This window comes from Herbiconiux ginsengi (genome assembly GCF_900107435.1).
In the GTDB taxonomy this organism is placed as follows: domain Bacteria; phylum Actinomycetota; class Actinomycetes; order Actinomycetales; family Microbacteriaceae; genus Herbiconiux; species Herbiconiux ginsengi.
The window spans coordinates 200232-222545 of record NZ_FNPZ01000001.1 but is presented as its reverse complement, the minus strand read 5'-3'; the positions used below and the strand labels follow the sequence as shown (position 1 = coordinate 222545).

The window sequence follows — 22314 nt, the reverse complement described above, 5'->3', positions numbered from 1 at the left end:
ACTATGGCTACTGGAATCAGAGGAAAGTCGAAGTCCGCAGCCCGCGATCGCCGGCACCTGCGCCTTCGCAAGAAGGTCGAGGGCACCGAAGCGCGCCCCCGCCTCGTCGTCACCCGTTCGGCCCGCCACGTCTTCGTGCAGGTCGTCGATGACAGCAAGGGTCACACTCTCGCGTCGGCTTCGACGCTCGAAGCGGATCTGCGCACCTTCGACGGTGACAAGACCGCCAAGGCCAAGAAGGTCGGTGAGCTGGTCGCCGAGCGCGCCAAGCTGGCCGGCGTCGAGGCTGTCGTGTTCGACCGCGGTGGAAACCGCTACGCAGGCCGCGTCGCGGCGATTGCCGATGGAGCACGAGAGGGTGGTTTGAGCCTGTGAGCACCGAAACCAACAAGGAGCAGGAAGTGGCTGCAGAAGCCCAGGCCCCGGTGGAGACCGCCGCGTCGACCGAGTCGACGCAGAGCGAGCCCCGCGAGGCGCGCCGCGGAGGCCGTGAGCGCAACCCGAACCGCGGCGACCGCGGAGGACGTGACTCTGACAAGAGCAACTTCCTCGAGCGCGTCGTCACCATCAACCGCGTCTCGAAGGTCGTGAAGGGTGGTCGTCGCTTCAGCTTCACCGCTCTCGTGGTCGTCGGCGACGGCAACGGTCTGGTGGGCGTCGGCTACGGCAAGGCCCGCGAGGTTCCGACCGCCATCTCCAAGGGCGTCGAGGAAGCGAAGAAGAACTTCTTCCGCGTCCCCCGCGTCGGCAACACGATCCCTCACCCCGTGCAGGGTGAGGCGGCCGCCGGTGTGGTGCTTCTGCGCCCCGCTGCGGCCGGTACCGGTGTTATCGCCGGTGGCCCGGTGCGCGCCGTGCTCGAGTGCGCCGGCATCCACGACATCCTCTCGAAGTCGCTCGGCTCGTCGAACACGATCAACATCGTGCACGCGACCGTCGAGGCACTGCAGCAGCTCGAAGAGCCGCGCGCAGTGGCGGCCCGTCGTGGCCTCGACTTCGAAGACGTCGCCCCGGCCCGCCTCGTGCGCGCCGAGGCCGACGCCCTGGCAGCAAAGGCTGGTGCATGATGGCCGCGCGCCTGAAGATCACCCAGATCAAGTCCAAGATCAGCGAGAAGCAGAACCAGCGTGACACGCTGCGCAGCCTCGGACTGAAGCGCATCCACGACATCGTGGTGCGCGAAGACAACGCCCAGAACCGTGGCTACGTGCGCACCGTCGCACACCTGGTGAAGGTCGAGGAGATTGACTAATGGCTGAGAACGAAGCCAAGGAGACCGTCGAGAAGGCGGCTCCGAAGAAGGCAGCGGCACCTAAGGCTGCTGCGGCTCCCAAGGCGGACGCAGCGGAGAAGGCTCCGGCCAAGGCTGCTGCCCCCAAGAAGGCTGCTGCTCCCAAGGCTGCCGCCGAGAAGGCTCCGGCCGCGGAGAAGGCTCCGGCCGCTGCCAAGGCCCCCGCGGCCAAGGCTGCACCGAAGGCCGCCGCCAAGGATGCCGAGACCGCCGGTCCCCGCGAGCACGTGCTCAAGGTGCACCACCTGCGCCCTGCGCCCGGCGCCAAGAAGGCGCGTACGCGCGTCGGCCGTGGTGAGGGTTCCAAGGGAAAGACCGCCGGTCGTGGCACCAAGGGCACGAAGGCCCGCTACCAGGTGCGCGTCGGCTTCGAGGGTGGGCAGATGCCTCTACACATGCGCACCCCGAAGCTGCGCGGCTTCAAGAACCCGTTCCGGGTGGAGTACCAGGTCGTGAACCTGGAGAAGCTCGCGGAGCTCTACCCCTCGGGTGGAGACGTCACCGTGGTCGACCTGGTCGCCAAGGGTGCCGTTCGCAAGAACGAAAAGGTGAAGGTTCTCGGCAATGGCGACATTGCGGTTAAGCTGAACGTTGCGGTCGACAAGGTCTCCGGCTCTGCTGAGCAGAAGATCGTCGCCGCGGGTGGTTCCGTCAAGTAGGTACCCCAAAAACCGGTGGCCTGGTTCGTGCGCGATCGATGTCTGCGTCATGAGAATGATGTAGCCTGTCGAGGCCATGAACTGGGTCACCGGCTTTCTTGGCATTAAGCCACACACGTACGCAGGAGGCCCCCTTTTGTTCAAAGCCGTCGCGAGGATCTTCCGCACGCCGGATCTCCGCCGGAAGATCGGCTTCACGCTCGGCATCGTCGCCTTGTTCCGACTGGGGTCGTTCATCCCCGCTCCCTTCGTGGACTTCGGAAACGTGCAGACCTGTCTTGCCGCGAACCAGAACACGTCCGGCTTGTACGAGCTCGTCAACCTCTTCTCGGGTGGCGCCCTCCTGCAACTCTCGATCTTCGCGCTGGGGATCATGCCGTACATCACGGCCTCGATCATCGTGCAGCTGCTGCGCGTGGTCATCCCGCACTTCGAGACCCTCTACAAGGAGGGCCAGTCGGGCCAGAGCAAGCTCACGCAGTACACCCGCTACCTCACCATCGCGCTGGGTATCCTGCAGTCGACCACGCTGATCACGGTGGCCCGGAGCGGCGCGCTGTTCGGCACCTCGACGGTCGCCGAGTGCGGCCAGCTCATCACCAACGACGCCTGGTACGCCATCCTGCTCATGGTCATCACGATGACCGCCGGTACCGGTGTCATCATGTGGTTCGGCGAGATGATCACCGAGCGCGGCATCGGCAACGGCATGTCGCTGCTGATCTTCACCTCGATCGCCGCTCGCTTCCCCGAGTCGCTCTGGCTCATCGCCCAGACCAAGAGCTTCGAGATCTTCCTGCTGGTGATCGCGGTCGGACTCGCGGTGATGGCGCTCGTGGTGTTCGTCGAACTCTCGCAGAGACGCATCCCCGTGCAATACGCCAAACGCGTCGTCGGGAGGCGTACCTACGGGGGCAACAACACGTACATCCCCATCAAGGTCAACATGGCCGGCGTGGTGCCCGTGATCTTCGCGTCGTCGCTGCTCTACCTGCCGGCGTTGATCGCACAGTTCAACCAGCCCGCGCCCGGCGAGGCGCCGGCCGGCTGGGTGACCTGGATCAACAACTACCTGGTGCGTGGCGATCACCCGCTTTACATGCTGCTGTACTTCCTGCTCATCGTGGGCTTCACCTACTTCTACGTCGCGATCACCTTCAACCCCGAAGAGGTCGCCGACAACATGAAGAAGTTCGGTGGCTTCATCCCGGGTATCCGCGCGGGACGCCCGACGGCCGAGTACCTCGACTACGTGTTGACGCGCATCACGCTCCCCGGATCGATCTATCTGGGTTTGATCGCCTTGCTTCCGCTCATCGCCCTGGCGGCGGTGGGCGCGAATCAGAACTTCCCGTTCGGTGGCGCATCCATCCTGATCATCGTCGGCGTCGGCCTCGAGACGGTGAAGCAGATCGACTCGCAGTTGCAGCAACGCCACTACGAGGGACTCCTGCGATGACGGATGGGCAGAGCGAGCCGGCCGTGACCAGCTCGCTCCGCCTCCTCCTGATCGGCCCCCCGGGTGCCGGCAAGGGGACGCAGGCGGCGCGCCTGTCGGAGACCTACGGGATTCCGGCCATCTCCACCGGTGACATCTTCCGAGAGAACGTGAAGAACGGAACCGAGCTCGGCGTGAAGGCCAAGGAGTACATGGATGCGGGCCAGTACGTTCCCGACTCCCTGACCAACGACTTGGTGCGCGACCGCCTCAGCCAGCCCGACGTGGTGGACGGCTTCCTGCTCGACGGCTACCCGCGCACGCTGCAGCAGGTGGAGGAGCTCGACGACATCCTGGGCGCCAACGCGTCCTCGCTGGATGCGGTGATCGTGCTCACGGCCGACACCGAGGAGGTCGTCTCCCGGCTGCTCAAGCGCTCGGCCGAGCAGGGCCGGAGCGACGACACCGAAGAGGTCATCCGGCACCGCCTCGACGTCTACGCCGAGCAGACCGCTCCGCTGATCGACGTCTACGCGGGGCGCGGGCTCGTGGTGAACGTCGACGGTCTCGGGGAGATCGACGAGGTCACCGGGCGGATCATCGCCGCCCTCGCGAGTCGATGATCGGTCGGGCCCCATGATCCGTCGCAAGACGCCGGGTATCTACAAGACGCCCGCTGAACTGTGCCTCATGGTGCAGCCCGGACTCGTCACCGCAGCCTCCCTCGCCGCCGTGCGGGAGGCGATCCGACCGGGCATCTCGACGCTGGAGCTCGACGCGATCGCCGACCGCACCATCCGTTCGCTCGGCGGGGTGTCGAACTTCCAGATGGTGCCGGGCTACTTCCACACGGTATGCACCTCGGTGAACGACGACATCGTGCACGGCATCCCCGGGTCGCGCATCCTGCAGCCCGGCGACATCGTGTCGATCGACAGCGGCGCCGACGTCGGTGGCTGGAACGGCGACTCCGCGATCACCGTGGTGCTCGACGACCCGAGTCGGCCGGAGGAGGTCGCGGCGCGGCGCCTGCTCTCCGACGTGACGGAGCAGTCGCTCTGGCACGGCATCGCGCGCCTCGCCTCGGCCCGCCATCTGAACGAGGTCGGGGAGGCGATCGAGGAGTTCGTCGAGGAGCACCCGTCGACGCTCGAGGGAGCGACCTACGGCATCCTCACCGACTACATCGGTCACGGCATCGGCCGCAGCATGCACGAGGCGCCGCCGGTGTTCAACTACCGCGTGCGCCAACGTGGACCCGAGGTCAAGCCCGGGCTGGTCGTGGCGATCGAGCCGATGATCACGGCCGGCACCACCGAGACCTACACCCGCGACGACGAGTGGACCGTGGCATCCGCCGACGGCAGCATGTCGTCGCACTGGGAGCACTCGGTCGCGGTGCACAAGGACGGCATCTGGGTGCTCACCGCCGAAGACGGCGGCGCCGCCGCGCTCGCACCGCTCGGTGTGACTCCCGTCCCCATCCCGTAGCCGCGGGCGCGGCCCCTGGCTGAGGTTTCGCGCCCGGAGCCCGGCGAGCGACTCAGGTGTCCATCACGTGCACGAGTTCGTCGATGAACGACGGGAAATCGGATGCACGCTTCACGATCCGCTGCAGGTCGTCGCGGTCGGAGAACACCTCGACCAGCTGGTCGAACACGTCCTGGAACGCCTTGCGGCCGCTTTCGCTGAACGCGATGAGCGCGATCACGTTCACCCGGTTCTCGCCCCAGGCCATCGGGGTCTCGTTCACCACGATCGCGATCGCGGTGCGGCTGGCGCTCATGACCATCGCGTGCGGAACGGCGATGGTGTCGGTGAACGCGGTCGACGACATCCGCTCGCGCTCGATCGCCCCCTCGACATAGCTCTCGTCGATCACGCCGAGGGCGCGCATGGAGTCGCCGAGGGTTCGGATCATGACCGCCTCGGACGGCGCAGTCAGGTTGCGCCAGAAGAGGCGCTCGTCGAAGTACTGGAGCAACTCGTCTTTGATCTGCATCCGGCGCCGGTGCCGGCGCACCGTGGCGATCGCCCGGCGCACCGCCTCGAAGTCGGTCGCGGTGAGGAAGGGCTGGATGACCACCACGTTGTCGCGAGCGGTGGGCGCCTGGATGGTGGTGACCACGATGTCGGAGGAGAGCGCGGCCCAGTCGACGTCGGCGCGCGTGATCACCACGTCGACCTGCAGCTCCGAGCCGAGTTCGGCTTCGAGCTTGTCGCGCAGCATCACGTGCATGTCGTAGTAGTTGGGGCAGACGATCGCGCAGGTCACGCGCTCCTCGCGCAGGTTCTGCCGCTCGAGGTGCGATCCGACGTGGAGTGCGATGTAGGCGATCTCGTCGTCGTTGATCGTGATGTCCTCGCTCCGCTGGATCTGGCTCGCGATGAAGACGGCGAGCTCGTAGATCATCGGGTACGAGCCCTTGATCGACCGGGTCATCGGATTGCGGGAGTAGGAGTTCTCCTGGGCCCGGGCGACCAGGTTGCGGATGTGCAGGCTGAGCCGCACGATGAAGTCGTCGTCGTCGAGGTCGACCAGGTACTCCTCGCTGGCGAGCCGCACGATGCGACGCATCTCGGCCAGGTCGGCGTCGGCCAGATAGGTGGAGGCCACGGTCTCAGTGGGCTGGTCGTGACCGGGGGTGAGCACGCGGGTCGTGAGCAGCACCGAGAGGTAGGTGAGTTCGCGGACGCTGAGAGCGGTGCCGAAATGCGCGCGGATCAGACCGTCGAGCCGCTCGGCGATCTCGCGGATGGTCTCCGACGCCGGTCGCTCCTCGGCCGGCCCGATCGACTGCTCCTTCGAGACCCGGTCGACGGCGATCGCCACGTGCAGGAGCACGTTGTTGATCGAGTACTCGTTGACGAAATAGCCCTCGCCGTCGAGCATGGCGAGCAGATCGGACTTGAAGGCGCCGAGGTTCGCCCCGAGATCTCCCGAGGCGAACTCGCGCTGGATGTTCTCGAGATCGAGGAAGCCCTGCGCGCTCTCGTCGCGGAAGATGCGGCTGAGCAGCCGGCGTCGGTTGAGTTCGCTGCCGGCCAGCGACACCACGCTGCCGCGGCGGGCGAGTGAGAGACCGGCCTCCTCGATCAGGATCTTGGCTTTGCGCAGATCCGCCTCCATCGTCGACTCGCTGACGTACAGGCTCACGGCGAGGTCATAGACGTCGAGGCCGGATGGCGCGTCGCCGAGCGCTCGGATCACGGAGTGCACCCGCTCGCGCGGGCTGCCGCTCTCGGAGTCGCGGGTGCGGAGGTCGGTGACGAAACTGGCGTAGGCCTCGCGGTTCAGGCGGTAGCCGCTGGTCGACGAGGTGATCACGTCGAGCGGCTTTGCGGCCGTCTTGACGCTCGTGACGTAGCTGCGCACACTGCGCGTCGTGACGCCCAGGCGGTCGGCGAGCTCTCCCGCGGTCACCCAGTCGTCGGTCTCTGCCAGGTAGTCCAGCAGCCGTTCGTACTTCGCTCTCATCACCAGTCACCCTAAACGCTTCGTGGACCTTCCGGGGGTGCGGAAGCAAGGCTGCTGGATGCGGAGCCCGTGGTGGCGGAGGATCGATGCAGACAAAGCAAGGCGCAAGGAGGCGTGCGTGGACAAGGTGCTGATCGTGTGCGGGGCGGGGGCGTCGAGCACCTTCCTCGCGCTCCGGCTGCGCGGCGTCGCCCGCACTCGTGGCCTCGATCTGACTGTCGAGGCGGCAACGCTCTCCGATCTCGACGAGCGGCTCGCCGCCACCGACGTGCTGCTCGTCGGGCCGCATCTGGCCGAGCGGTTCGCCGAACTGCACGAACGTGCGGATGCGGCGGGCACCCGCGTGGCCCTGCTTCCCGACACCGTGTTCGGCGGAGCGGGCGCCGAGCTCGCCGCCGATCTGGTCACCGAACTCCTCGCCGCCCCGCAGGGTTCGATCCACAGGCTCACCGCTGAGCCGAGCTAAGGAGAGTTGGACATGGCTGAACGAACAGTTGAGATGGCGTCGACGCACGGGCTGCACGCCCGCCCCGCCACGATCTTCACCCAGGCCGTCGCGAAGGCGGGTGTGCCGGTGCAGATCTCCAAGGCCGGTGGCAAGCCGGTGAACGCGGCGAGCATCCTCGGCGTGATCTCGCTCGGCATCGAGAAGGGCGACGCGCTCACCCTCGTCTCCGAGGCCGACTCGGCCGATACCGTGCTCGACGAACTCGTCGCGCTGCTCTCGAAGAACCTGGACGCCGAGTGATGGCCGAGTCGACACTGCGCGGCACCGGGATCGGGCGCGGCATCGCCGTGGGCGCCGTTCTCCGGATGCCCGATCCTCTGCCCGAGCCCGAAGAGACTCCGAGCACCCTGACGCCCGACGCCGAGAAGGAGCGGGCTCGTGCTTCCCTCGCCGCCACGGCCGCCGTCATCCGGCATCGCGGAGAGCGAGCGGGTGGTTCGGCGAAAGACGTGCTCGAGGCCCAGGCCTTCATGGCCGAGGACCCCACCCTGATCGACGACGTCGGTGTGCGGATCGACGGCGGCGCCACCGCCGAACGCGCCGTGTTCGAGGCCTTCGCCTCGTTCCGCGACCTGCTCGTGAGCATGGGCGGCTACATGGGCGAGCGCGCCACCGACCTCGACGACGTGTCGCAGCGCGTCGTCGCCCATCTCCGTGGCGTTCCCGCGCCCGGCGTGCCCGACCCCGACGAGCCCTTCGTGCTCGTCGCCCGCGATCTGGCCCCGGCCGACACGGCGCTGCTCGACCTCGACAAGGTGCTCGCCCTGGTGACCAGCGACGGCGGGCCCACATCGCACACCGCCATCCTGGCCCGTGAGAAGTCGATCGTGGCGATCGTGGGCGTGACGGATGCGCTGAGCCTGGCCGACGGCACCGAGGTCGTCGTCGACGCGGGAACCGGCACCGTCACGGTCTCGCCCAATGACGAGGAGCGGGCCACGGCCATCGCGCGCGCGGCCGAATTGAAGGCCGCACGCCGTTCCGCGACCGGCCCAGGACGGCTCGCCGACGGCACGCCGATCCCTCTGCTCGCGAACCTCGGCTCGGCGGACGGCGCAGCCGACGCGCTGGAGAAGGGCGCCGAGGGCGTCGGCCTGTTCCGCACCGAGTTCCTCTTTCTCGACGCCGCCAGTGCGCCCAGCGTCGAGGAGCAGAAGGCGCAGTACCTGCGGCTGCTCGAGGCCTTCGCCGGCAAGAAGGTGGTCGTGCGAGCCCTGGATGCGGGCGCCGACAAGCCGCTCAGCTTCCTCAACGACGCGCCCGAGGAGAACCCGGCACTCGGCCTGCGCGGCCTCCGCGCACTCCGGGCCAACGAGCCGATCCTGCGCGATCAGCTCACGGCGCTGGCGCAGGCCGACGCCGAGTCCGACGCGGAGGTGTGGGTGATGGCGCCGATGGTGTCGACCGTGGAGGAGACCCGCTACTTCACCGCGCTCGCCCGCGAGGTGGGACTGAAGACCGCCGGTGTGATGGTGGAGGTGCCGTCGTCGGCGCTGCTCGCCGACCGCATTCTCGCCGACGCCGACTTCGCGTCGATCGGCACCAACGACCTCACCCAGTACACCCTCGCAGCCGACCGCCTGCTCGGCTCAGTGGCCTCGTTCCAGGACCCCTGGCATCCTGCCGTTCTGAAGCTCGTGGGCGAGGTCGGCGCCGCCGGTCACGCCACGGGCAAACCGGTCGGCATCTGTGGCGAGGCCGCGGCCGACCCGCTGCTCGCCGTCGTGCTGGTGGGCCTCGGCGCCACCACCCTGTCGATGTCGCCCTCCGCTCTCGCCGACGTGCGTGCCGAGCTCGCCCGGTTCACGCTCGACGACGCCCGGCGATTCGCCGACCTGGCACTCTCGGCCGACAGCGCCGTCGAAGCGCGAGCCGCCGTGACCGCCGCCGCGACGGCAGCGGCCACCTCCTAGAACCCACGCACCACCCCGAATCACCACCATCACAGAAACGGAGAAGTCGTCATGACAACGGCGTCGGAAACGAAGACCGGAGGTGGAGCCCGAGTGCGCGTCCAGCGCTTCGGAACCTTCCTCAGCGGCATGGTCATGCCCAACATCCCCGCGTTCATCGCGTGGGGACTCATCACCAGCTTGTTCATCGCCACCGGGTGGTTGCCGAACGGCATCCTCGGAGGCTTCGGCAACGCCGACGCCATCGGGTGGACGGGCGCGGCGACAGCTCTCGCGCAGGCCGACGACGGCACGACCTTCCCGCAGTATGTGGGTCTGGTCGGCCCGATGATCACCTACTTGCTGCCGCTCCTGATCGCGAACACCGGTGGCCGCATGGTCTACGGCGCGCGTGGCGGTGTGGTGGGCACCATCGCGACGATGGGTGTCATCGTGGGCGCCGACATCCCGATGTTCATCGGGGCCATGATCATGGGGCCGCTGGGCGCCTGGCTGATCAAGCAGGTCGACCGCATCTGGGCCGGCAAGATCAAGGCCGGATTCGAGATGCTGGTCGACAACTTCTCGGCCGGCATCCTGGGCGGTCTTCTGGCCATCGCGGGCTTCTTCGGCATCGCACCGGTGATCCAGGGCCTGTCGAAGGCGCTGGAAGTGGGCGTGGACTGGCTGATCACGGCCGGTCTGCTGCCGCTGGCCTCGCTGCTCGTCGAGCCGGGCAAGGTGCTCTTCCTCAACAACGCCATCAACCACGGTGTGTTCACGCCGCTCGGCGTCCAGCAGGTGGCGGAGCAGGGCAAGTCCATCCTCTTCCTGATCGAGGCGAACCCCGGGCCGGGCCTCGGCATCCTCCTCGCGTTCTCCATCTTCGGCATAGGGCTGGCGAAGGCGAGCGCTCCGGGAGCTGCGATCATCCAGTTCTTCGGCGGCATCCACGAGATCTACTTCCCGTACGTGCTGTCGAAGCCGATGACGATCCTCGCCGCCATCGCGGGAGGTGCGACCGGCGTGTTCGTGAACGTGCTGTTCAACTCGGGCCTGCGCGCCCCGGCGTCACCCGGCAGCATCATCGCCGTGCTCGCCCAGACCGCACCGGACAGCTACGTCGGCGTCATCCTCTCGGTGATCGCGGCCGCCGCCGTCTCGTTCATCGTCACCGCCGTCATCCTGCGGGCGAGTCGCCGGCGCGACCTCGAGAAGGAGGGCGCGGGCGACCTGAGTGCGGCCATCGCCCAGACCCAGGCCAACAAGGGCAAGGAGAGCTCGGTGCTCGCCAACCTCCGAGCCGAGGGGGTGCCCGCCGGCGACGCCGAGGCGGTAGCCGAGGAGACCTCGCTGCTCACGGACACCCGCCCCATCCGCAACATCGTGTTCGCCTGCGACGCGGGCATGGGCTCGAGCGCCATGGGCGCATCGGTGCTGCGGAATAGGATCAAGAAGGCCGGAATCGAGGGCGTCACCGTGGTCAACAAGGCCATCGCCAACCTCGACGACGACGTCGACCTGGTGATCACGCAGCGGGAGCTCACGCCGCGGGCGCAGGAGCGCACCCCCAGCGCCGAGCACGTCTCGGTGGACAACTTCATGAACAGCCCTCGGTACGACGAGGTCGTCGAGAAGCTGAAGGAACAGAGCGCCGCCGAGTAGGCGACGCCCGAGGAGCGAGGAGATCCCCATGGCAGTACTCGAGCAGTCGCAGATCCGGCTGAGCGGCACGGCGCGCACGAAGGAGGAGGCGATCGCCGAGGCGGCCGACATCCTGGTGGCAGCGGGAGCCGTGCTCCCGAGCTACCTCGACTACATGCGACTCCGCGAGGAGGCCGTGTCGACCTACATGGGGAATTTCCTCGCCATCCCGCACGGCACGAACGAGGGCAAGGACACCATCCTCGACTCCGCGCTCTCGTTCGTGCGCTACGACGAGCCGCTCGACTGGGGCGGTGAAGAGGTGCGCTTCGTGGTCGGCATCGCCGGCAAGGAGGGTGGACACATGGAGATCCTCACGAAGATCGCCATCGTCTTCAGCGACGAGGACGAGGTCGCCCGACTGCTCGACGCGGACTCGCCCGAGGCCGTGCTCGACATTCTCGGCGACATCAACGAATAGGTGAGCGACATGAAGGCCGTGCATTTCGGGGCCGGCAACATCGGACGCGGTTTCGTGGGGCTGATCCTCCACGACGCGGGTTACGAGGTGGTGTTCGCCGACGTGAACGCCGAGCTGATCGACGCTCTCGCCGCCTCGACGAGCTACCAGGTGCGGGCGGTGGGGGAGAACTCCTCCACCCGCACCGTCACCGGCTACCGCGCGTTCAACAGCGGTACCGACGAGGAAGCCGTGGTCGCCGAGATCGCGACCGCCGACATCGTGACCACCGCGGTCGGTCCGAACATCCTGAGGTTCGTGGCGCCGGTGATCGCCCGCGGCCTGTCGCAGCGCTCGCCGGATCGTGCGCCGCTCCAGGTGATGGCGTGCGAGAACGCGATCAACGCGACGGATGCGCTGAAGGCCGAGATCGTCGGTCGCCTGGACGGGGGCGAGACGTCGCCGGCGTTCGCGCGCGCTGTCTTCGCGAATACGGCCGTCGACCGGATCGTGCCGAACCAGGAGCCGGGCGCGGGCCTGGACGTGACGGTCGAGGACTTCTTCGAGTGGGCGATCGAGGCCGGCCCGTTCGGCGCCACGCCGCCGGTGATCCCGGATGCGCACTTCGTGCCCGACCTCGCCCCGTACATCGAGCGCAAGCTGTTCACGGTGAACACCGGCCACGCCACGGCGGCCTATCACGGCTGGATCGAGGGCGCCTCGACGCTCGCCGACGCCCTCTCCATCCCCGCCGTCTTCACCGAGGTGAAGGCCGTGCTGGCGGAGACGAAGGCGCTGCTGGTGGCCAAGCACGAGTTCGATCCGGCCACGCAGGAGGCCTACCTCGAGAAGAACCTGGCACGCTTCGCGAACCCCTACCTGACCGACACTCCGGAGCGGGTGGGGCGGCAACCGCTGCGCAAGATCAGCCGGCACGAGCGCTTCATCGGGCCTGCCGCCGAGCTCGCCGAGCGCGGGCTGCCGACCGCGGCGCTCCTGCGCGCGGTCGGGGCCGCTCTGCGCTTCGACGCCCCCAGCGACCCGCAGAGCGCCGAGCTGGCGACCCTGCTCGACACCCTGACGCCGGAGCAGTTCGTCGAGCAGGTCTCGGGGATCGAGCCCGCGCATCCGCTGTATCCTGGATTGGTCGCCACGGTGCGGTCGGTCGTTGCTTTTCGGAGCGAATAGGAGTAAAGGAGCTCCTTGCAGAGAGCCGATTCTTAGCGTAAGCTCGATCTTTGGTGTTTTCGGCCAGTCGTCACCCGACGAATCCGTGGCCGAACCTCCGCAAGACCAGCACATTCTACTTTTAGCGACAGTGAGGCTATGGCCAAAAAAGACGGTGTTATCGAGATCGAGGGCGCAGTCGTCGAGGCACTCCCGAACGCCATGTTCCGGGTTGAATTGACGAACGGCCACAAGGTTCTTGCCCACATCTCGGGCAAGATGCGCCAGCACTACATCCGCATCCTCCCGGAGGATCGCGTGATCGTGGAGCTGAGCCCGTACGACCTCACCCGTGGCCGGATCGTCTACCGCTACAAGTAAACCGCTGCTGGAAAGTAACGGCCCCACGGCACATCCGCGGGGTACGAGGACAGCGAAGAGAGAAATCACATGAAGGTCAACCCCAGCGTCAAGCCCATCTGCGAGCACTGCCGCGTGATCCGTCGTAACGGTCGCGTCATGGTGATCTGCAAGAGCAACCCGCGTCACAAGCAGCGCCAGGGCTAGCAACAACTCAACACGAGAAACGGCAGTGCCAGAAGCCGTCCGGTGAGAACCGGACGGCGGACACCCGCGGTTGGAGGCCGCGGCACCGGTGCTGTCCCACACCTCCACTCATCAACAGGAGATAGCCACAATGGCACGTCTAGCAGGAGTTGACATTCCCCGCGACAAGCGCGTGGAAGTTGCCCTCACGTACATCTACGGGGTCGGCCGCACGCGCGCGCTGAAGACCCTCGCCGACACCGAGATCTCGGGTGACATCCGCGTCAAGGATCTCTCCGACGACCAGTTGGTCGCGCTGCGCGACTACATCGAGGGCAACTACAAGGTGGAGGGTGACCTCCGCCGCGAGGTCGCCGCCGACATCCGCCGCAAGGTCGAGATCGGTTCCTACGAAGGCGTTCGCCACCGCAAGGGCCTCCCCGTGCGCGGACAGCGCACCAAGACCAACGCTCGCACCCGCAAGGGCCCGAAGCGCACCGTCGCCGGCAAGAAGAAGGCCGGCCGCTAAGCGCGCCGACTGACCAGGATTCCAGGAGATATAGATGGCAACCCCCAAGTCGGCCGTTCGCAAGCCGCGCAAGAAAGAGAAGAAGAACGTCGCCGTGGGCCAGGCCCACATCAAGTCGACCTTCAACAACACGATCGTCTCGATCACCGACACCACCGGTGCGGTCATCAGCTGGGCCTCCTCGGGTGGCGTCGGCTTCAAGGGCTCGCGCAAGTCGACCCCGTTCGCCGCGCAGCTCGCTGCCGAGTCGGCTGCCCGCCAGGCTCAGGAGCACGGCATGAAGAAGGTCGACGTCTTCGTGAAGGGACCGGGCTCCGGCCGCGAGACCGCGATCCGCTCCCTCCAGGCCGCCGGCCTCGAGGTCGGCTCGATCAACGACGTCACCCCGCAGGCGCACAACGGATGCCGCCCGCCCAAGCGCCGTCGCGTGTGACCTTCCAGTACTGACCCGTCGGCGGGATGCGTATCCCGCGTCCCGCCTTCGGGGTTCTTTCCACAACTCAATACCTCGTCACGTGAGTGTCATATAGCGGACACTCAGCCGAAAGGAATCACAGTGCTCATTGCACAGCGCCCAACTCTCACCGAAGAGAACATCTCGGAGTTCCGTTCGCGGTTCGTCATCGAGCCGCTCGAGCCCGGCTTCGGATACACCCTCGGAAACTCGCTCCGCCGCACGCTCCTCTCCTCGATCCCCGGTGCTGCTGTCACGAGCATCCGTCTCGACGGCGTGCTGCACGAGTTCAGCACCATCCCCGGTGTGAAGGAAGACGTCACCGAGATCATCCTGAACATCAAGGGTCTCGTCGTCTCCTCCGAGCACGACGAGCCGATCACCGCCTACCTGCGCAAGCACGCGTCGGGCGAGGTCACCGCGGCCGACATCTCGGCTCCGGCCGGTGTGGAGATCCACAACCCCGAGCTGGTCATCGCCACGCTCAACGACAAGGCGAAGTTCGAGCTCGAGCTGATCATCGAGCGCGGCCGTGGCTACGTGTCGGCGACCCAGAACCGCAGCGAGTTCTCCGAGGCCGGTCAGATCCCGATCGACTCGATCTACTCGCCCGTGCTGAAGGTCACCTACCGCGTCGAGGCGACTCGTGCCGGTGAGCGCACCGACTTCGACCGCCTGGTCGTCGACGTCGAGACGAAGCCGGCCATCACGCCGCGCGACGCCATCGCCTCCGCCGGTCGCACGCTGACCGAGCTCTTCGGTCTCGCCCGCGAGCTCAACTCCGCGGCCGAGGGCATCGAGATCGGCCCCGCGCCGGTCGACGCCGTGCTCTCGTCGGAGCTGTCGGTTCCGATCGAGGACCTCGACCTGTCGGTGCGTTCCTACAACTGCCTCAAGCGCGAGGGCATCAACACGGTGTCCGAGCTGGTGGCTCTGTCGGAGACGCAGCTCATGAACATCCGCAACTTCGGACAGAAGTCGGTCGATGAGGTGAAGGACAAGCTCGTCGAGCTCGGCCTCTCGCTGAAGGACACCGTTCCCGGGTTCGACGGCGCTCACTTCTACGGCGGCTACGACGACGAGAACGTCTAAGACGTTCCTGTCGCCCGAATCGTCCAACCCGACCAACTGACTCACATCTGGAGATAAGAAATGCCCAAGCCAACCAAGGGACCCCGTCTCGGTGGCGGACCGGCGCACGAGCGCCTGCTCCTCGCGAACCTGGCTGCCGCCCTGTTCACCCACAAGAGCATCAAGACGACCGAGACCAAGGCGAAGCGGATGCGTCCGCTGACCGAGCGTCTCATCACCTTCGCCAAGCGCGGAGACCTGCACGCCCGTCGTCGCGTGCTCGCCGTGATCGGTGACAAGAACGTCGTGCACGAGCTCTTCACCGAGATCGCCCCGCTGATGGCGGAGCGTGAGGGCGGCTACACCCGCATCACGAAGCTCGGCTTCCGCAAGGGCGACAACGCTCCGATGGTGCAGATCGAGCTCGTTCTCGAGCCCGTCGTGGCCAAGAAGAAGGCTGCCCCGAAGTCGTCGGCCAAGGCTGAGGCGCCTGCCGCTGCCGCGCCGGCCGAGGACGAGGTCGTCGAGGAGACGCCTGCCGAGGAGACCGCTGCCGAGGAGTCGACCGAGGCTGCTGCTGAGGAGACCACCGAGGCTCCCGAGGCCGAGGCTGCCGCCGACGCTGACGAGGCTCCGGCCGCCGAGGCCGAGGAGAAGGACGCCAAGTAGGCATCCGTCACCTGTCGCACGAAGGCCCCGCACCCGCAAGGGTGGCGGGGCCTTCGTCGTAGAATGACAGCCGTGGAACTCGAGACCGGACTGTGGCGCATCCGTCTCGACATCGCCTACGACGGCACCGACTTCTCCGGCTGGGCCCGGCAGCCCGGGCTCCGCACCGTGCAGGGTGTGCTCGAGGACGTGCTCGCCACCCTCTTCCGCCGCTACCCGCCGAACCCGCAGCTGTGGGTCGCCGGGCGAACGGATGCCGGTGTGCACGCCACCGGGCAGGTCGCGCACCTCGATCTCACCGACGCCCAGCTGCGGAGCCTCCGCCGGCGCGGCGACGATGCGCGCACGATGGAGCCGTCCGCCCTCGCCGTCCTCCTCGGGCAGCGCATCAATGGCGTGCTGGGCGCCGACTCCGACGTCGCGGTGCTCGCGTCGTCGCTCGCGCCCGCGGGGTTCGACGCCCGCTTCTCGGCCGTCTGGCGCCGCTACGTCTACCGGGTGGCCGACACGGCGACTCCGCGCGATCCTCTGCTCCGGCGCACGACGGTGCGGCATCCGGCCGCCCTCGACGTCGACGCGATGGATGCCGCGGCCCGCGCCCTGCTCGGCCTCCACGACTACGCGACGTTCTGCAAGGCACGCGAGGGGTCGACGACCATCCGCACCCTGCAGTCGTTCGAATGGCGCCGGGAGAGCGATGGCGTGCTGGTGGCTGCACTTCAGGCCGACGCGTTCTGCCACAGCATGGTGCGCTCGCTCGTGGGCGGTACCGTGGCGGTGGGCGATGGCAGCCTGAGCGGCCCGGAGCTCGTGCGTCTGCGCGACGAAGGGATGCGCACGGGCGCCTTCCTGGTGATGCCGGCCAAGGGCCTGGTGCTCACCGAGGTCGGCTATCCGCCGGCGGAGGAACTGCGCGCCCGGGCGGAGCAGACCCGCGCGCGTCGCGAGCTCATTTGACCGGTGGAGTGGTATCGCCTATTCTTGATCTTTGGTGTGCGCGCCTCATCGCTCGCCGCCCGAAGTTGAGCCCTCCATCGGCTGTGTTCCCCGTCGTTCTGATCGGTAACACCCACCGGAGTGGGATTCACGAACTCCTCACCTCGAACAAGAAAGCAGCACTACTGTGACGCGTACCTACACCCCGAAGGCCAGCGAAGTCTCGCGCGGCTGGGTCATCATCGATGCGACCGACATCGTGCTCGGCCGCCTGGCCAGCCACGCCGCGACCATCCTGCGTGGCAAGAACAAGGCCACCTTCACCCCGCACATGGACATGGGTGACTTCGTCATCATCGTCAACGCCGACAAGGTCGCCCTCACCGGCGCCAAGCTCGCGCAGAAGAAGGCCTACCGCCACTCGGGCTACCCGGGCGGACTCAGCTCGGTGACCTACGCCGAGCTCCTCGCGAAGAGCCCGGAGCGCGCTGTCGAGAAGGCGATCCGCGGCATGCTGCCGAAGACGTCGCTCGGCCGCGACCAGTTCCGCAAGCTGAAGGTCTACGCAGGCCCCGAGCACCCGCACGCTGCTCAGCAGCCCACCCCGTACATCCTCGACCAGGTCGCCCAGTAGCGTCCCTCGTTCAGCAGACTCAGACAAAGGACACACAACTACCGTGGCGAAGATCGCAGATCAGATTGACGTGGCTCCCGAGAGCTACTCCACCGAAACTCCGGCCGACGAGGCGCCCCGCGCCCCCCGTGCCGTTCTCAACGTCTCCGGCGCAGCCGTGGGCCGTCGCAAGCAGGCCATCGCCCGCGTGCGCCTCGTTCCGGGTGGCGGCACCCTCACGGTCAACGGCCGTGAGTTCGCCGACTACTTCCCGAACAAGCTGCACCAGCAGCTGATCACCGACCCCTTCAAGGTGCTCGACCTGATCGGCTCCTACGACGTCGTCGCGAAGATCACCGGCGGTGGCCCTTCGGGTCAGGCCGGCGCACTCCGCCTCGCCATCGCGCGTGCGCTGAACGAGATCGACCGCGAGAACAACCGGCCGAACCTCAAGAAGGCCGGCTTCCTCTCCCGCGACTCGCGCGTCATCGAGCGCAAGAAGGCCGGTCTCAAGAAGGCACGTAAGGCGTCGCAGTTCTCGAAGCGCTAAGCGCGCTTCGGCTCTACGCTTAGCCTATGGCTCGCCTGTTTGGCACCGATGGGGTGCGGGGGCTCGCGAACCAGGACGTCACCGCCGACCTCGCTCTTCGGATCGCGCAGGCCGGTGCACGCGTCCTGGGGGCCGAAGCCCGGAGCGAGGGTCGTCGACCCGTCGCTGTGGTCGCGCGCGACCCGCGGCAGTCCGGTGACTTCATCGCGGCCGCCGTGGCCGCCGGTTTTGCCAGCTCCGGCGTCGACGTGCTCGACGCCGGAGTGCTGCCGACCCCGGCCGCTGCCTTCCTGATCGCGGACATCGACGCCGATTTCGGCGTGGTGATCTCTGCATCCCACAACCCGGCGCCCGACAACGGCATCAAGTTCTTCGCCCGCGAGGGCAAGAAGCTGCCCGACGAGGTCGAGATCTCGATCGAGGCGGCGCTCGAGCATCCGCAGCTCACGCCGCTCGGCGGCGACATCGGTCGCATCAAGCGGTTCGCGGATGCCGAAGACCGCTACGTCGTGCACCTGCTGACGACGCTGCCGCACCGCCTCGACGGCATCCACGTCGTGCTCGACTGCGCGCACGGCGCGGCGGCCGGCGTCTCGCCCGAGGCGTTCAGCCAGGCCGGCGCCCGGATCACGGTGATCGGCAACGATCCGAACGGCATGAACATCAACGACGGGGTGGGCTCGACCCATCTCGACCAGCTCGCGGCTGCCGTGGTGGCCGCCGGAGCCGACGTCGGCATCGCCCACGACGGCGACGCCGACCGCTGTCTCGCGGTCGACGCGAACGGACGCATCGTCGACGGCGACCAGATCATGGCCATCCTCGCGCTCTCCGAACGCGAACGCGGCGCACTGCGCGAGGACACCCTGGTGGCCACGGTGATGTCGAACCTCGGGCTCAAGGTGGCGATGGCCCATCACGGCATCCGGATGCTCGAGACGAAGGTGGGCGACCGCTACGTGCTCGAGGCCATCAACGAGCAGAAGCTCAGCCTCGGCGGAGAACAGTCGGGGCACATCATCTTCGCCGACTACGCGACGACTGGCGACGGCATCCTCACCGGTCTGCAACTGCTCAGCCGCATGGCGGCCACGAAGCAGAGCCTCGCCGAACTCGCGAGCGTGATGAAGGTCTATCCGCAGACCCTGGTGAACGTGCGTGGGGTCAACCGCGACGGCGTCCACACCGACAAGGTGCTGGCTGCCGCGGTGGCCGAGGCCGAAGCCGACCTCGGCGAGACCGGTCGCGTGCTGTTGCGCCCCTCCGGCACCGAGCCCCTGGTGCGCGTGATGGTCGAGGCCGGCGACCAGGCAACGGCCGACCGCATCGCCGAGTCGCTGGCCGACGTCGTGCGCCAGCGACTGTCGACGGGCGTCGAGCAGTCTCTTTAGTTGCCGCGCCGCCGCTGCTGCGGCGCGGGCGACATGCTCCGGTGAGGTCGCTCACGCGGCCTCGCCGTCGCCCTGGGTTGTCACAGCGCGGCCCGCGGCTTTCGTCGCTCGTCTGGAGCCTTTCGGCCTAGAGCTTCCTTAAGAGCACTTTGTTGACCGTGTGGTCCGCATCCTTTTGCAGCACCAGGGTCGCGCGGGAGCGGGTGGGGCGGATGTTCGCCATCAGGTTGGGCAGGTTGATCGACTCCCAGATGGAACGGGCGGTCTCGCGCGCCTCGACCTCGCTGAGGCTCGAGTAGCGGTGGAAGTAGGACTTCGGATTCGCGAACGCGCCCCGCTGCAGGTCGAGGAAGCGGCTCTCGTACCAGTTCGCGATATCGGTGGTGCGGGCATCCACGTAGACCGAGAAGTCGAACAGGTCGCTCACGGCGAGGGTGTTGCTGGCCGCCGGCGGCTGCAGCACGTTGAGCCCCTCGACGATGAGCACGTCGGGCTGACGCACCACCACCTGCGCTTCGGGCACGATGTCGTAGCTGAGGTGGGAGTAGAAGGGCGCGCGCACCTCCGGGTTACCGCTCTTCACCGCGCTCACGAAGCGCAGCAGCGCGCGCCGGTCGTACGACTCGGGGAACCCTTTGCGATGCATGATGCCGCGGCGCTCGAGCTCGCGGTTCGGGAGCAGGAAGCCGTCGGTGGTGACGAGCTCGACCCGGGGAGTGTCGGCCCAGCGGGCCAGCAGCTCGCGGAGCAGGCGCGCGATGGTCGACTTGCCGACCGCGACCGATCCGGCAACGCCGATGACGAACGGCGTCGACTTCGAGCGTTCGCCGAGGAAGTCCGAGGTGGCCCGGTGCAACTGCTGGGCACTCGTGGCGTAGAGGTTGAGCAGTCGCGCGAGCGGCAGGTAGACCTCGGTGACCTCGCGGATGTCGAGGGGGTTGCCGAGGCCGCGCAACTGCACGATCTCGGTCTCGAGCAACGGGAGTGGCGTCGTCGGCGCGAGAGCCGCCCAGTGCGCCCGATCGAACTCGATGAACGGGCTGAACTGCGCGAGACCGGTGGATGAGGAATCGGGCATAGGACTCCTATTCTGCCCGAAGACCGCGCCGGCGCCCGCTTCGGCGGCTGTCAGCAGTCGTGCGGTCGCGCTCGGCTAAACTCGACCGCATGTGTGGAATCGTGGGTTACGTCGGCAACAACAGCAGTCTCGAGGTGCTCCTCGGCGGACTGCGCCGACTGGAGTACCGCGGTTACGACTCCGCCGGTGTGGCCGTGATCGGCGCCGACGGCAGTCTCACCACGCGCAAGCGCGCCGGCAAACTGGCCGTGCTCGCCGACGACCTCGACGCGCATCCGATGGCCGACGGCCAGACCGGGATCGGGCACACCCGCTGGGCGACGCACGGCGGCCCGACTGACGGCAACGCGCATCCGCACCTCGACGCCTCGGGCCGCATCGCGCTCATCCACAACGGCATCATCGAGAACTTCGCCACGCTGAAGCAGGAGCTGCTCGACGATGGCTTCGTCTTCGACAGCGAGACCGACACGGAGGTGGCCGCGAAGATGCTCGGCCGCGAGTACGAGGTGGGCGACGGACTGCCCGCCGCGCTCGGCCGCGTGGTCTCCCGCCTGGACGGCGCGTTCACCTTGCTCGCCCTGCACCAGGACGAGCCGGGCGTCGTGGTGGGCGCCCGCCGCAACTCGCCGCTCGTGATCGGGTTGGGCGAGGGCGAGAACTTCCTCGGCTCCGACGTGGCCGCCTTCGTGGAGCACACCCACCGCGCCGTGGCGATCGGGCAGGACCAGATCGTGGTGATCACGGCCGACACGGTCACGGTCACCGACTTCGACGGCGCCCCCGTCGAGACGCACGAGTTCGAGGTGTCGTGGGATGCCGCGGCCGCCGAGAAGGGCGGCTGGTCGAGCTTCATGGCGAAGGAGATCAGCGAAGAGCCCGACGCCGTGGCGAACACCATCCTCGGCCGTGTGCACGAGGGCGAGGTCGTGCTGCCCGAGCTCGCGGGGCTCGACACGATGCTCAGCGACATCGATCGGGTGATCATCATCGCCTGCGGCACCGCCAGCTACTCGGGCCTGCTCGGCAAATACGCCATCGAGAAGTGGGCACGCATCCCCGTGGAGGTGGAGCTCTCGCACGAGTTCCGCTACCGCGAGCCGGTGCTCACGCCGCGCACGCTCGTGGTGTCGATCAGCCAGTCGGGCGAGACGATGGACACGCTGATGGCCGTGAAGTACGCGATCGCGAACGGCGCCCGCACGCTGTCGATCTGCAACACCCAGGGGGCGACGATCGCCCGGGAGTCGGATGCGGTCGTCTACACCCACGCCGGCCCCGAGGTCGCGGTCGCGTCGACGAAGGCCTTCGTGGCGCAGATCACGGCGCTCTACCTCTTCGGCCTGCACCTCGCCCGAGTGCGTGGCGAGCTGGCGCACGCAGACGGCGCGAAGTCGATCGCCGAACTGCAGGCGATCCCGAAGAAGATCGAGCAGGTGCTGAAGAGCGCGCCCGAGATCACCCAGCTGGCCAAGTGGATGTCCGACACCCGCGCCGTGCTCTTCCTCGGCCGTCACGTCGGCTACCCGATCGCCCTCGAGGGTGCGCTGAAGCTCAAGGAGCTCGCCTACATCCACGCCGAGGGCTTCGCAGCCGGGGAGCTCAAGCACGGACCGATCGCCCTGATCGAGCCGGGCCAGCCCGTGTTCGTCGTGGTGCCCTCGCCGCGGGATCCGAACTCGCTGCACGCCAAGGTGGTCTCGAACATCCAGGAGATCCGCGCGCGCGGTGCCCGCATCCTCGCCATCGCCGAGGAGGGCGACGTGGCCGTGCTGCCGTTCGCCGACGAGGTGATCCGCATCCCGCTCGCCGCACCCCTGTTCGAGCCGCTGCTCACCGTCATCCCGCTGCAGCTGTTCGCGATGGAGCTCGCGACCGCCAAGGGGCTCGACGTCGACCAACCGCGGAACCTGGCGAAGTCCGTCACGGTCGAGTAGGCC

Annotated in this window: 26 protein-coding genes; 24 read left to right on the top strand and 2 right to left on the bottom strand. The window is 67.6% G+C overall.

Features of this window, described 5'->3' with window-relative positions:
• The first annotated feature begins 3 nt into the window (after positions 1-3).
• From rplR to map, 7 genes are all read left to right on the top strand, one after another.
• Positions 4-375, top strand: coding sequence for a 50S ribosomal protein L18 (rplR, locus tag BLW00_RS01060; RefSeq protein ID WP_092547948.1), 372 nt, complete (start codon positions 4-6; stop codon positions 373-375).
• Complete coding sequence (gene rpsE, locus BLW00_RS01055) at positions 372-1067, top strand: 30S ribosomal protein S5 (protein WP_092547945.1); 696 nt, start codon at positions 372-374, stop codon at positions 1065-1067. Before rplR ends, rpsE begins: the two co-directional genes overlap by 4 nt.
• Entirely contained in the window at positions 1067-1252 is a 186-nt protein-coding gene (gene rpmD / locus BLW00_RS01050) for a 50S ribosomal protein L30 (RefSeq protein ID WP_092547942.1), read from the top strand. The genes rpsE and rpmD overlap by 1 nt, the downstream gene beginning before the upstream one ends.
• A complete protein-coding gene (gene rplO / locus BLW00_RS01045) occupies positions 1252-1950 on the top strand; it encodes a 50S ribosomal protein L15 (RefSeq protein ID WP_092547939.1) in 699 nt (232 codons plus the stop codon). The genes rpmD and rplO overlap by 1 nt, the downstream gene beginning before the upstream one ends.
• Positions 1951-2086: 136 nt before the next feature.
• Positions 2087-3409 carry a preprotein translocase subunit SecY gene (secY, locus tag BLW00_RS01040; protein WP_092547936.1) on the top strand — a complete coding sequence of 441 codons (1323 nt, stop codon included), beginning with the start codon at positions 2087-2089 and terminating at the stop codon, positions 3407-3409.
• On the top strand, positions 3406-4011 hold the full coding sequence (locus tag BLW00_RS01035; protein ID WP_092547933.1) for an adenylate kinase: 606 nt from the start codon (positions 3406-3408) through the stop codon (positions 4009-4011). Before secY ends, BLW00_RS01035 begins: the two co-directional genes overlap by 4 nt.
• Positions 4012-4024: 13 nt before the next feature.
• Positions 4025-4879 carry a type I methionyl aminopeptidase gene (gene map / locus BLW00_RS01030; protein ID WP_092547929.1) on the top strand — a complete coding sequence of 285 codons (855 nt, stop codon included), beginning with the start codon at positions 4025-4027 and terminating at the stop codon, positions 4877-4879.
• 52 nt (positions 4880-4931) lie between these two features.
• Here the strand turns inward: map and BLW00_RS01025 are convergent, their stop codons facing one another.
• Positions 4932-6866: a BglG family transcription antiterminator gene (locus tag BLW00_RS01025; protein WP_175494073.1), complete on the bottom strand. Its 1935-nt coding sequence runs from the start codon at positions 6864-6866 to the stop codon at positions 4932-4934.
• 118 nt (positions 6867-6984) lie between these two features.
• Here BLW00_RS01025 and BLW00_RS01020 point away from each other — a divergent pair, with 118 nt between their 5' ends.
• From BLW00_RS01020 to glmM, 16 genes are all read left to right on the top strand, one after another.
• Positions 6985-7332 carry a PTS sugar transporter subunit IIB gene (locus tag BLW00_RS01020; RefSeq protein WP_175494072.1) on the top strand — a complete coding sequence of 116 codons (348 nt, stop codon included), beginning with the start codon at positions 6985-6987 and terminating at the stop codon, positions 7330-7332.
• Between the two features lie 12 nt (positions 7333-7344).
• On the top strand, positions 7345-7614 hold the full coding sequence (locus tag BLW00_RS01015; RefSeq protein WP_092547920.1) for an HPr family phosphocarrier protein: 270 nt from the start codon (positions 7345-7347) through the stop codon (positions 7612-7614).
• Positions 7614-9287: a phosphoenolpyruvate--protein phosphotransferase gene (ptsP, locus tag BLW00_RS01010; RefSeq protein ID WP_092547918.1), complete on the top strand. Its 1674-nt coding sequence runs from the start codon at positions 7614-7616 to the stop codon at positions 9285-9287. The genes BLW00_RS01015 and ptsP overlap by 1 nt, the downstream gene beginning before the upstream one ends.
• A gap of 51 nt (positions 9288-9338) precedes the next feature.
• Positions 9339-10931, top strand: a complete 1593-nt coding sequence (locus tag BLW00_RS01005) for a PTS mannitol transporter subunit IICB (protein ID WP_092547915.1) — start codon at positions 9339-9341, stop codon at positions 10929-10931.
• A gap of 28 nt (positions 10932-10959) precedes the next feature.
• Positions 10960-11391, top strand: coding sequence for a PTS sugar transporter subunit IIA (locus BLW00_RS01000; RefSeq protein ID WP_092547912.1), 432 nt, complete (start codon positions 10960-10962; stop codon positions 11389-11391).
• A gap of 9 nt (positions 11392-11400) precedes the next feature.
• On the top strand, positions 11401-12558 hold the full coding sequence (locus BLW00_RS00995; protein ID WP_092551762.1) for a mannitol-1-phosphate 5-dehydrogenase: 1158 nt from the start codon (positions 11401-11403) through the stop codon (positions 12556-12558).
• Between the two features lie 138 nt (positions 12559-12696).
• Entirely contained in the window at positions 12697-12918 is a 222-nt protein-coding gene (infA, locus tag BLW00_RS00990; RefSeq protein WP_022883252.1) for a translation initiation factor IF-1, read from the top strand.
• A 69-nt stretch (positions 12919-12987) separates the two neighbouring features.
• Positions 12988-13104, top strand: a complete 117-nt coding sequence (gene rpmJ / locus BLW00_RS00985; RefSeq protein WP_022898361.1) for a 50S ribosomal protein L36 — start codon at positions 12988-12990, stop codon at positions 13102-13104.
• 130 nt (positions 13105-13234) lie between these two features.
• Positions 13235-13612 carry a 30S ribosomal protein S13 gene (rpsM, locus tag BLW00_RS00980; RefSeq protein ID WP_066041126.1) on the top strand — a complete coding sequence of 126 codons (378 nt, stop codon included), beginning with the start codon at positions 13235-13237 and terminating at the stop codon, positions 13610-13612.
• A 34-nt stretch (positions 13613-13646) separates the two neighbouring features.
• Positions 13647-14045 carry a 30S ribosomal protein S11 gene (rpsK, locus tag BLW00_RS00975; RefSeq protein WP_022896808.1) on the top strand — a complete coding sequence of 133 codons (399 nt, stop codon included), beginning with the start codon at positions 13647-13649 and terminating at the stop codon, positions 14043-14045.
• A 123-nt stretch (positions 14046-14168) separates the two neighbouring features.
• On the top strand, positions 14169-15158 hold the full coding sequence (locus BLW00_RS00970; protein WP_092547909.1) for a DNA-directed RNA polymerase subunit alpha: 990 nt from the start codon (positions 14169-14171) through the stop codon (positions 15156-15158).
• 60 nt (positions 15159-15218) lie between these two features.
• Positions 15219-15806, top strand: a complete 588-nt coding sequence (gene rplQ, locus BLW00_RS00965; protein WP_092547906.1) for a 50S ribosomal protein L17 — start codon at positions 15219-15221, stop codon at positions 15804-15806.
• Positions 15807-15878: 72 nt separating this feature from the next.
• Positions 15879-16763: a tRNA pseudouridine synthase A gene (locus BLW00_RS00960; RefSeq protein WP_407650937.1), complete on the top strand. Its 885-nt coding sequence runs from the start codon at positions 15879-15881 to the stop codon at positions 16761-16763.
• A 166-nt stretch (positions 16764-16929) separates the two neighbouring features.
• On the top strand, positions 16930-17376 hold the full coding sequence (gene rplM, locus BLW00_RS00955; protein WP_092547900.1) for a 50S ribosomal protein L13: 447 nt from the start codon (positions 16930-16932) through the stop codon (positions 17374-17376).
• Between the two features lie 43 nt (positions 17377-17419).
• Positions 17420-17905, top strand: coding sequence for a 30S ribosomal protein S9 (gene rpsI / locus BLW00_RS00950; protein ID WP_092547898.1), 486 nt, complete (start codon positions 17420-17422; stop codon positions 17903-17905).
• A 26-nt stretch (positions 17906-17931) separates the two neighbouring features.
• Positions 17932-19296 (top strand): phosphoglucosamine mutase, encoded by a 1365-nt coding sequence (gene glmM / locus BLW00_RS00945; protein WP_092547896.1) that lies wholly within the window; start codon positions 17932-17934, stop codon positions 19294-19296.
• 127 nt (positions 19297-19423) lie between these two features.
• Here the strand turns inward: glmM and coaA are convergent, their stop codons facing one another.
• Positions 19424-20374 (bottom strand): type I pantothenate kinase, encoded by a 951-nt coding sequence (gene coaA, locus BLW00_RS00940; RefSeq protein ID WP_092547894.1) that lies wholly within the window; start codon positions 20372-20374, stop codon positions 19424-19426.
• Between the two features lie 89 nt (positions 20375-20463).
• Here coaA and glmS point away from each other — a divergent pair, with 89 nt between their 5' ends.
• A complete protein-coding gene (gene glmS / locus BLW00_RS00935; protein WP_092547892.1) occupies positions 20464-22311 on the top strand; it encodes a glutamine--fructose-6-phosphate transaminase (isomerizing) in 1848 nt (615 codons plus the stop codon).
• Positions 22312-22314: the final 3 nt, after the last annotated feature.

Bases quoted from the DNA above. Each gene is read 5' to 3' on its own strand.
- rpmJ (WP_022898361.1), top strand. From the start codon at position 12,988: ATGAAGGTCAACCCCAGCGTCAAGCCCATCTGCGAGCACTGCCGCGTG.
- glmM (WP_092547896.1), top strand. From the start codon at position 17,932: ATGGCTCGCCTGTTTGGCACCGATGGGGTGCGGGGGCTCGCGAACCAG.
- rpsK (WP_022896808.1), top strand. From the start codon at position 13,647: ATGGCAACCCCCAAGTCGGCCGTTCGCAAGCCGCGCAAGAAAGAGAAG.
- rplR (WP_092547948.1), top strand. From the start codon at position 4: ATGGCTACTGGAATCAGAGGAAAGTCGAAGTCCGCAGCCCGCGATCGC.
- BLW00_RS01035 (WP_092547933.1), top strand. From the start codon at position 3,406: ATGACGGATGGGCAGAGCGAGCCGGCCGTGACCAGCTCGCTCCGCCTC.
- BLW00_RS01025 (WP_175494073.1), bottom strand. From the start codon at position 6,866: ATGAGAGCGAAGTACGAACGGCTGCTGGACTACCTGGCAGAGACCGAC.
- glmS (WP_092547892.1), top strand. From the start codon at position 20,464: ATGTGTGGAATCGTGGGTTACGTCGGCAACAACAGCAGTCTCGAGGTG.
- BLW00_RS01015 (WP_092547920.1), top strand. From the start codon at position 7,345: ATGGCTGAACGAACAGTTGAGATGGCGTCGACGCACGGGCTGCACGCC.
- BLW00_RS01000 (WP_092547912.1), top strand. From the start codon at position 10,960: ATGGCAGTACTCGAGCAGTCGCAGATCCGGCTGAGCGGCACGGCGCGC.
- rpmD (WP_092547942.1), top strand. From the start codon at position 1,067: ATGGCCGCGCGCCTGAAGATCACCCAGATCAAGTCCAAGATCAGCGAG.
- rpsM (WP_066041126.1), top strand. From the start codon at position 13,235: ATGGCACGTCTAGCAGGAGTTGACATTCCCCGCGACAAGCGCGTGGAA.
- map (WP_092547929.1), top strand. From the start codon at position 4,025: ATGATCCGTCGCAAGACGCCGGGTATCTACAAGACGCCCGCTGAACTG.
- rplQ (WP_092547906.1), top strand. From the start codon at position 15,219: ATGCCCAAGCCAACCAAGGGACCCCGTCTCGGTGGCGGACCGGCGCAC.
- rplO (WP_092547939.1), top strand. From the start codon at position 1,252: ATGGCTGAGAACGAAGCCAAGGAGACCGTCGAGAAGGCGGCTCCGAAG.
- BLW00_RS01005 (WP_092547915.1), top strand. From the start codon at position 9,339: ATGACAACGGCGTCGGAAACGAAGACCGGAGGTGGAGCCCGAGTGCGC.
- coaA (WP_092547894.1), bottom strand. From the start codon at position 20,374: ATGCCCGATTCCTCATCCACCGGTCTCGCGCAGTTCAGCCCGTTCATC.
- infA (WP_022883252.1), top strand. From the start codon at position 12,697: ATGGCCAAAAAAGACGGTGTTATCGAGATCGAGGGCGCAGTCGTCGAG.
- ptsP (WP_092547918.1), top strand. From the start codon at position 7,614: ATGGCCGAGTCGACACTGCGCGGCACCGGGATCGGGCGCGGCATCGCC.
- BLW00_RS00995 (WP_092551762.1), top strand. From the start codon at position 11,401: ATGAAGGCCGTGCATTTCGGGGCCGGCAACATCGGACGCGGTTTCGTG.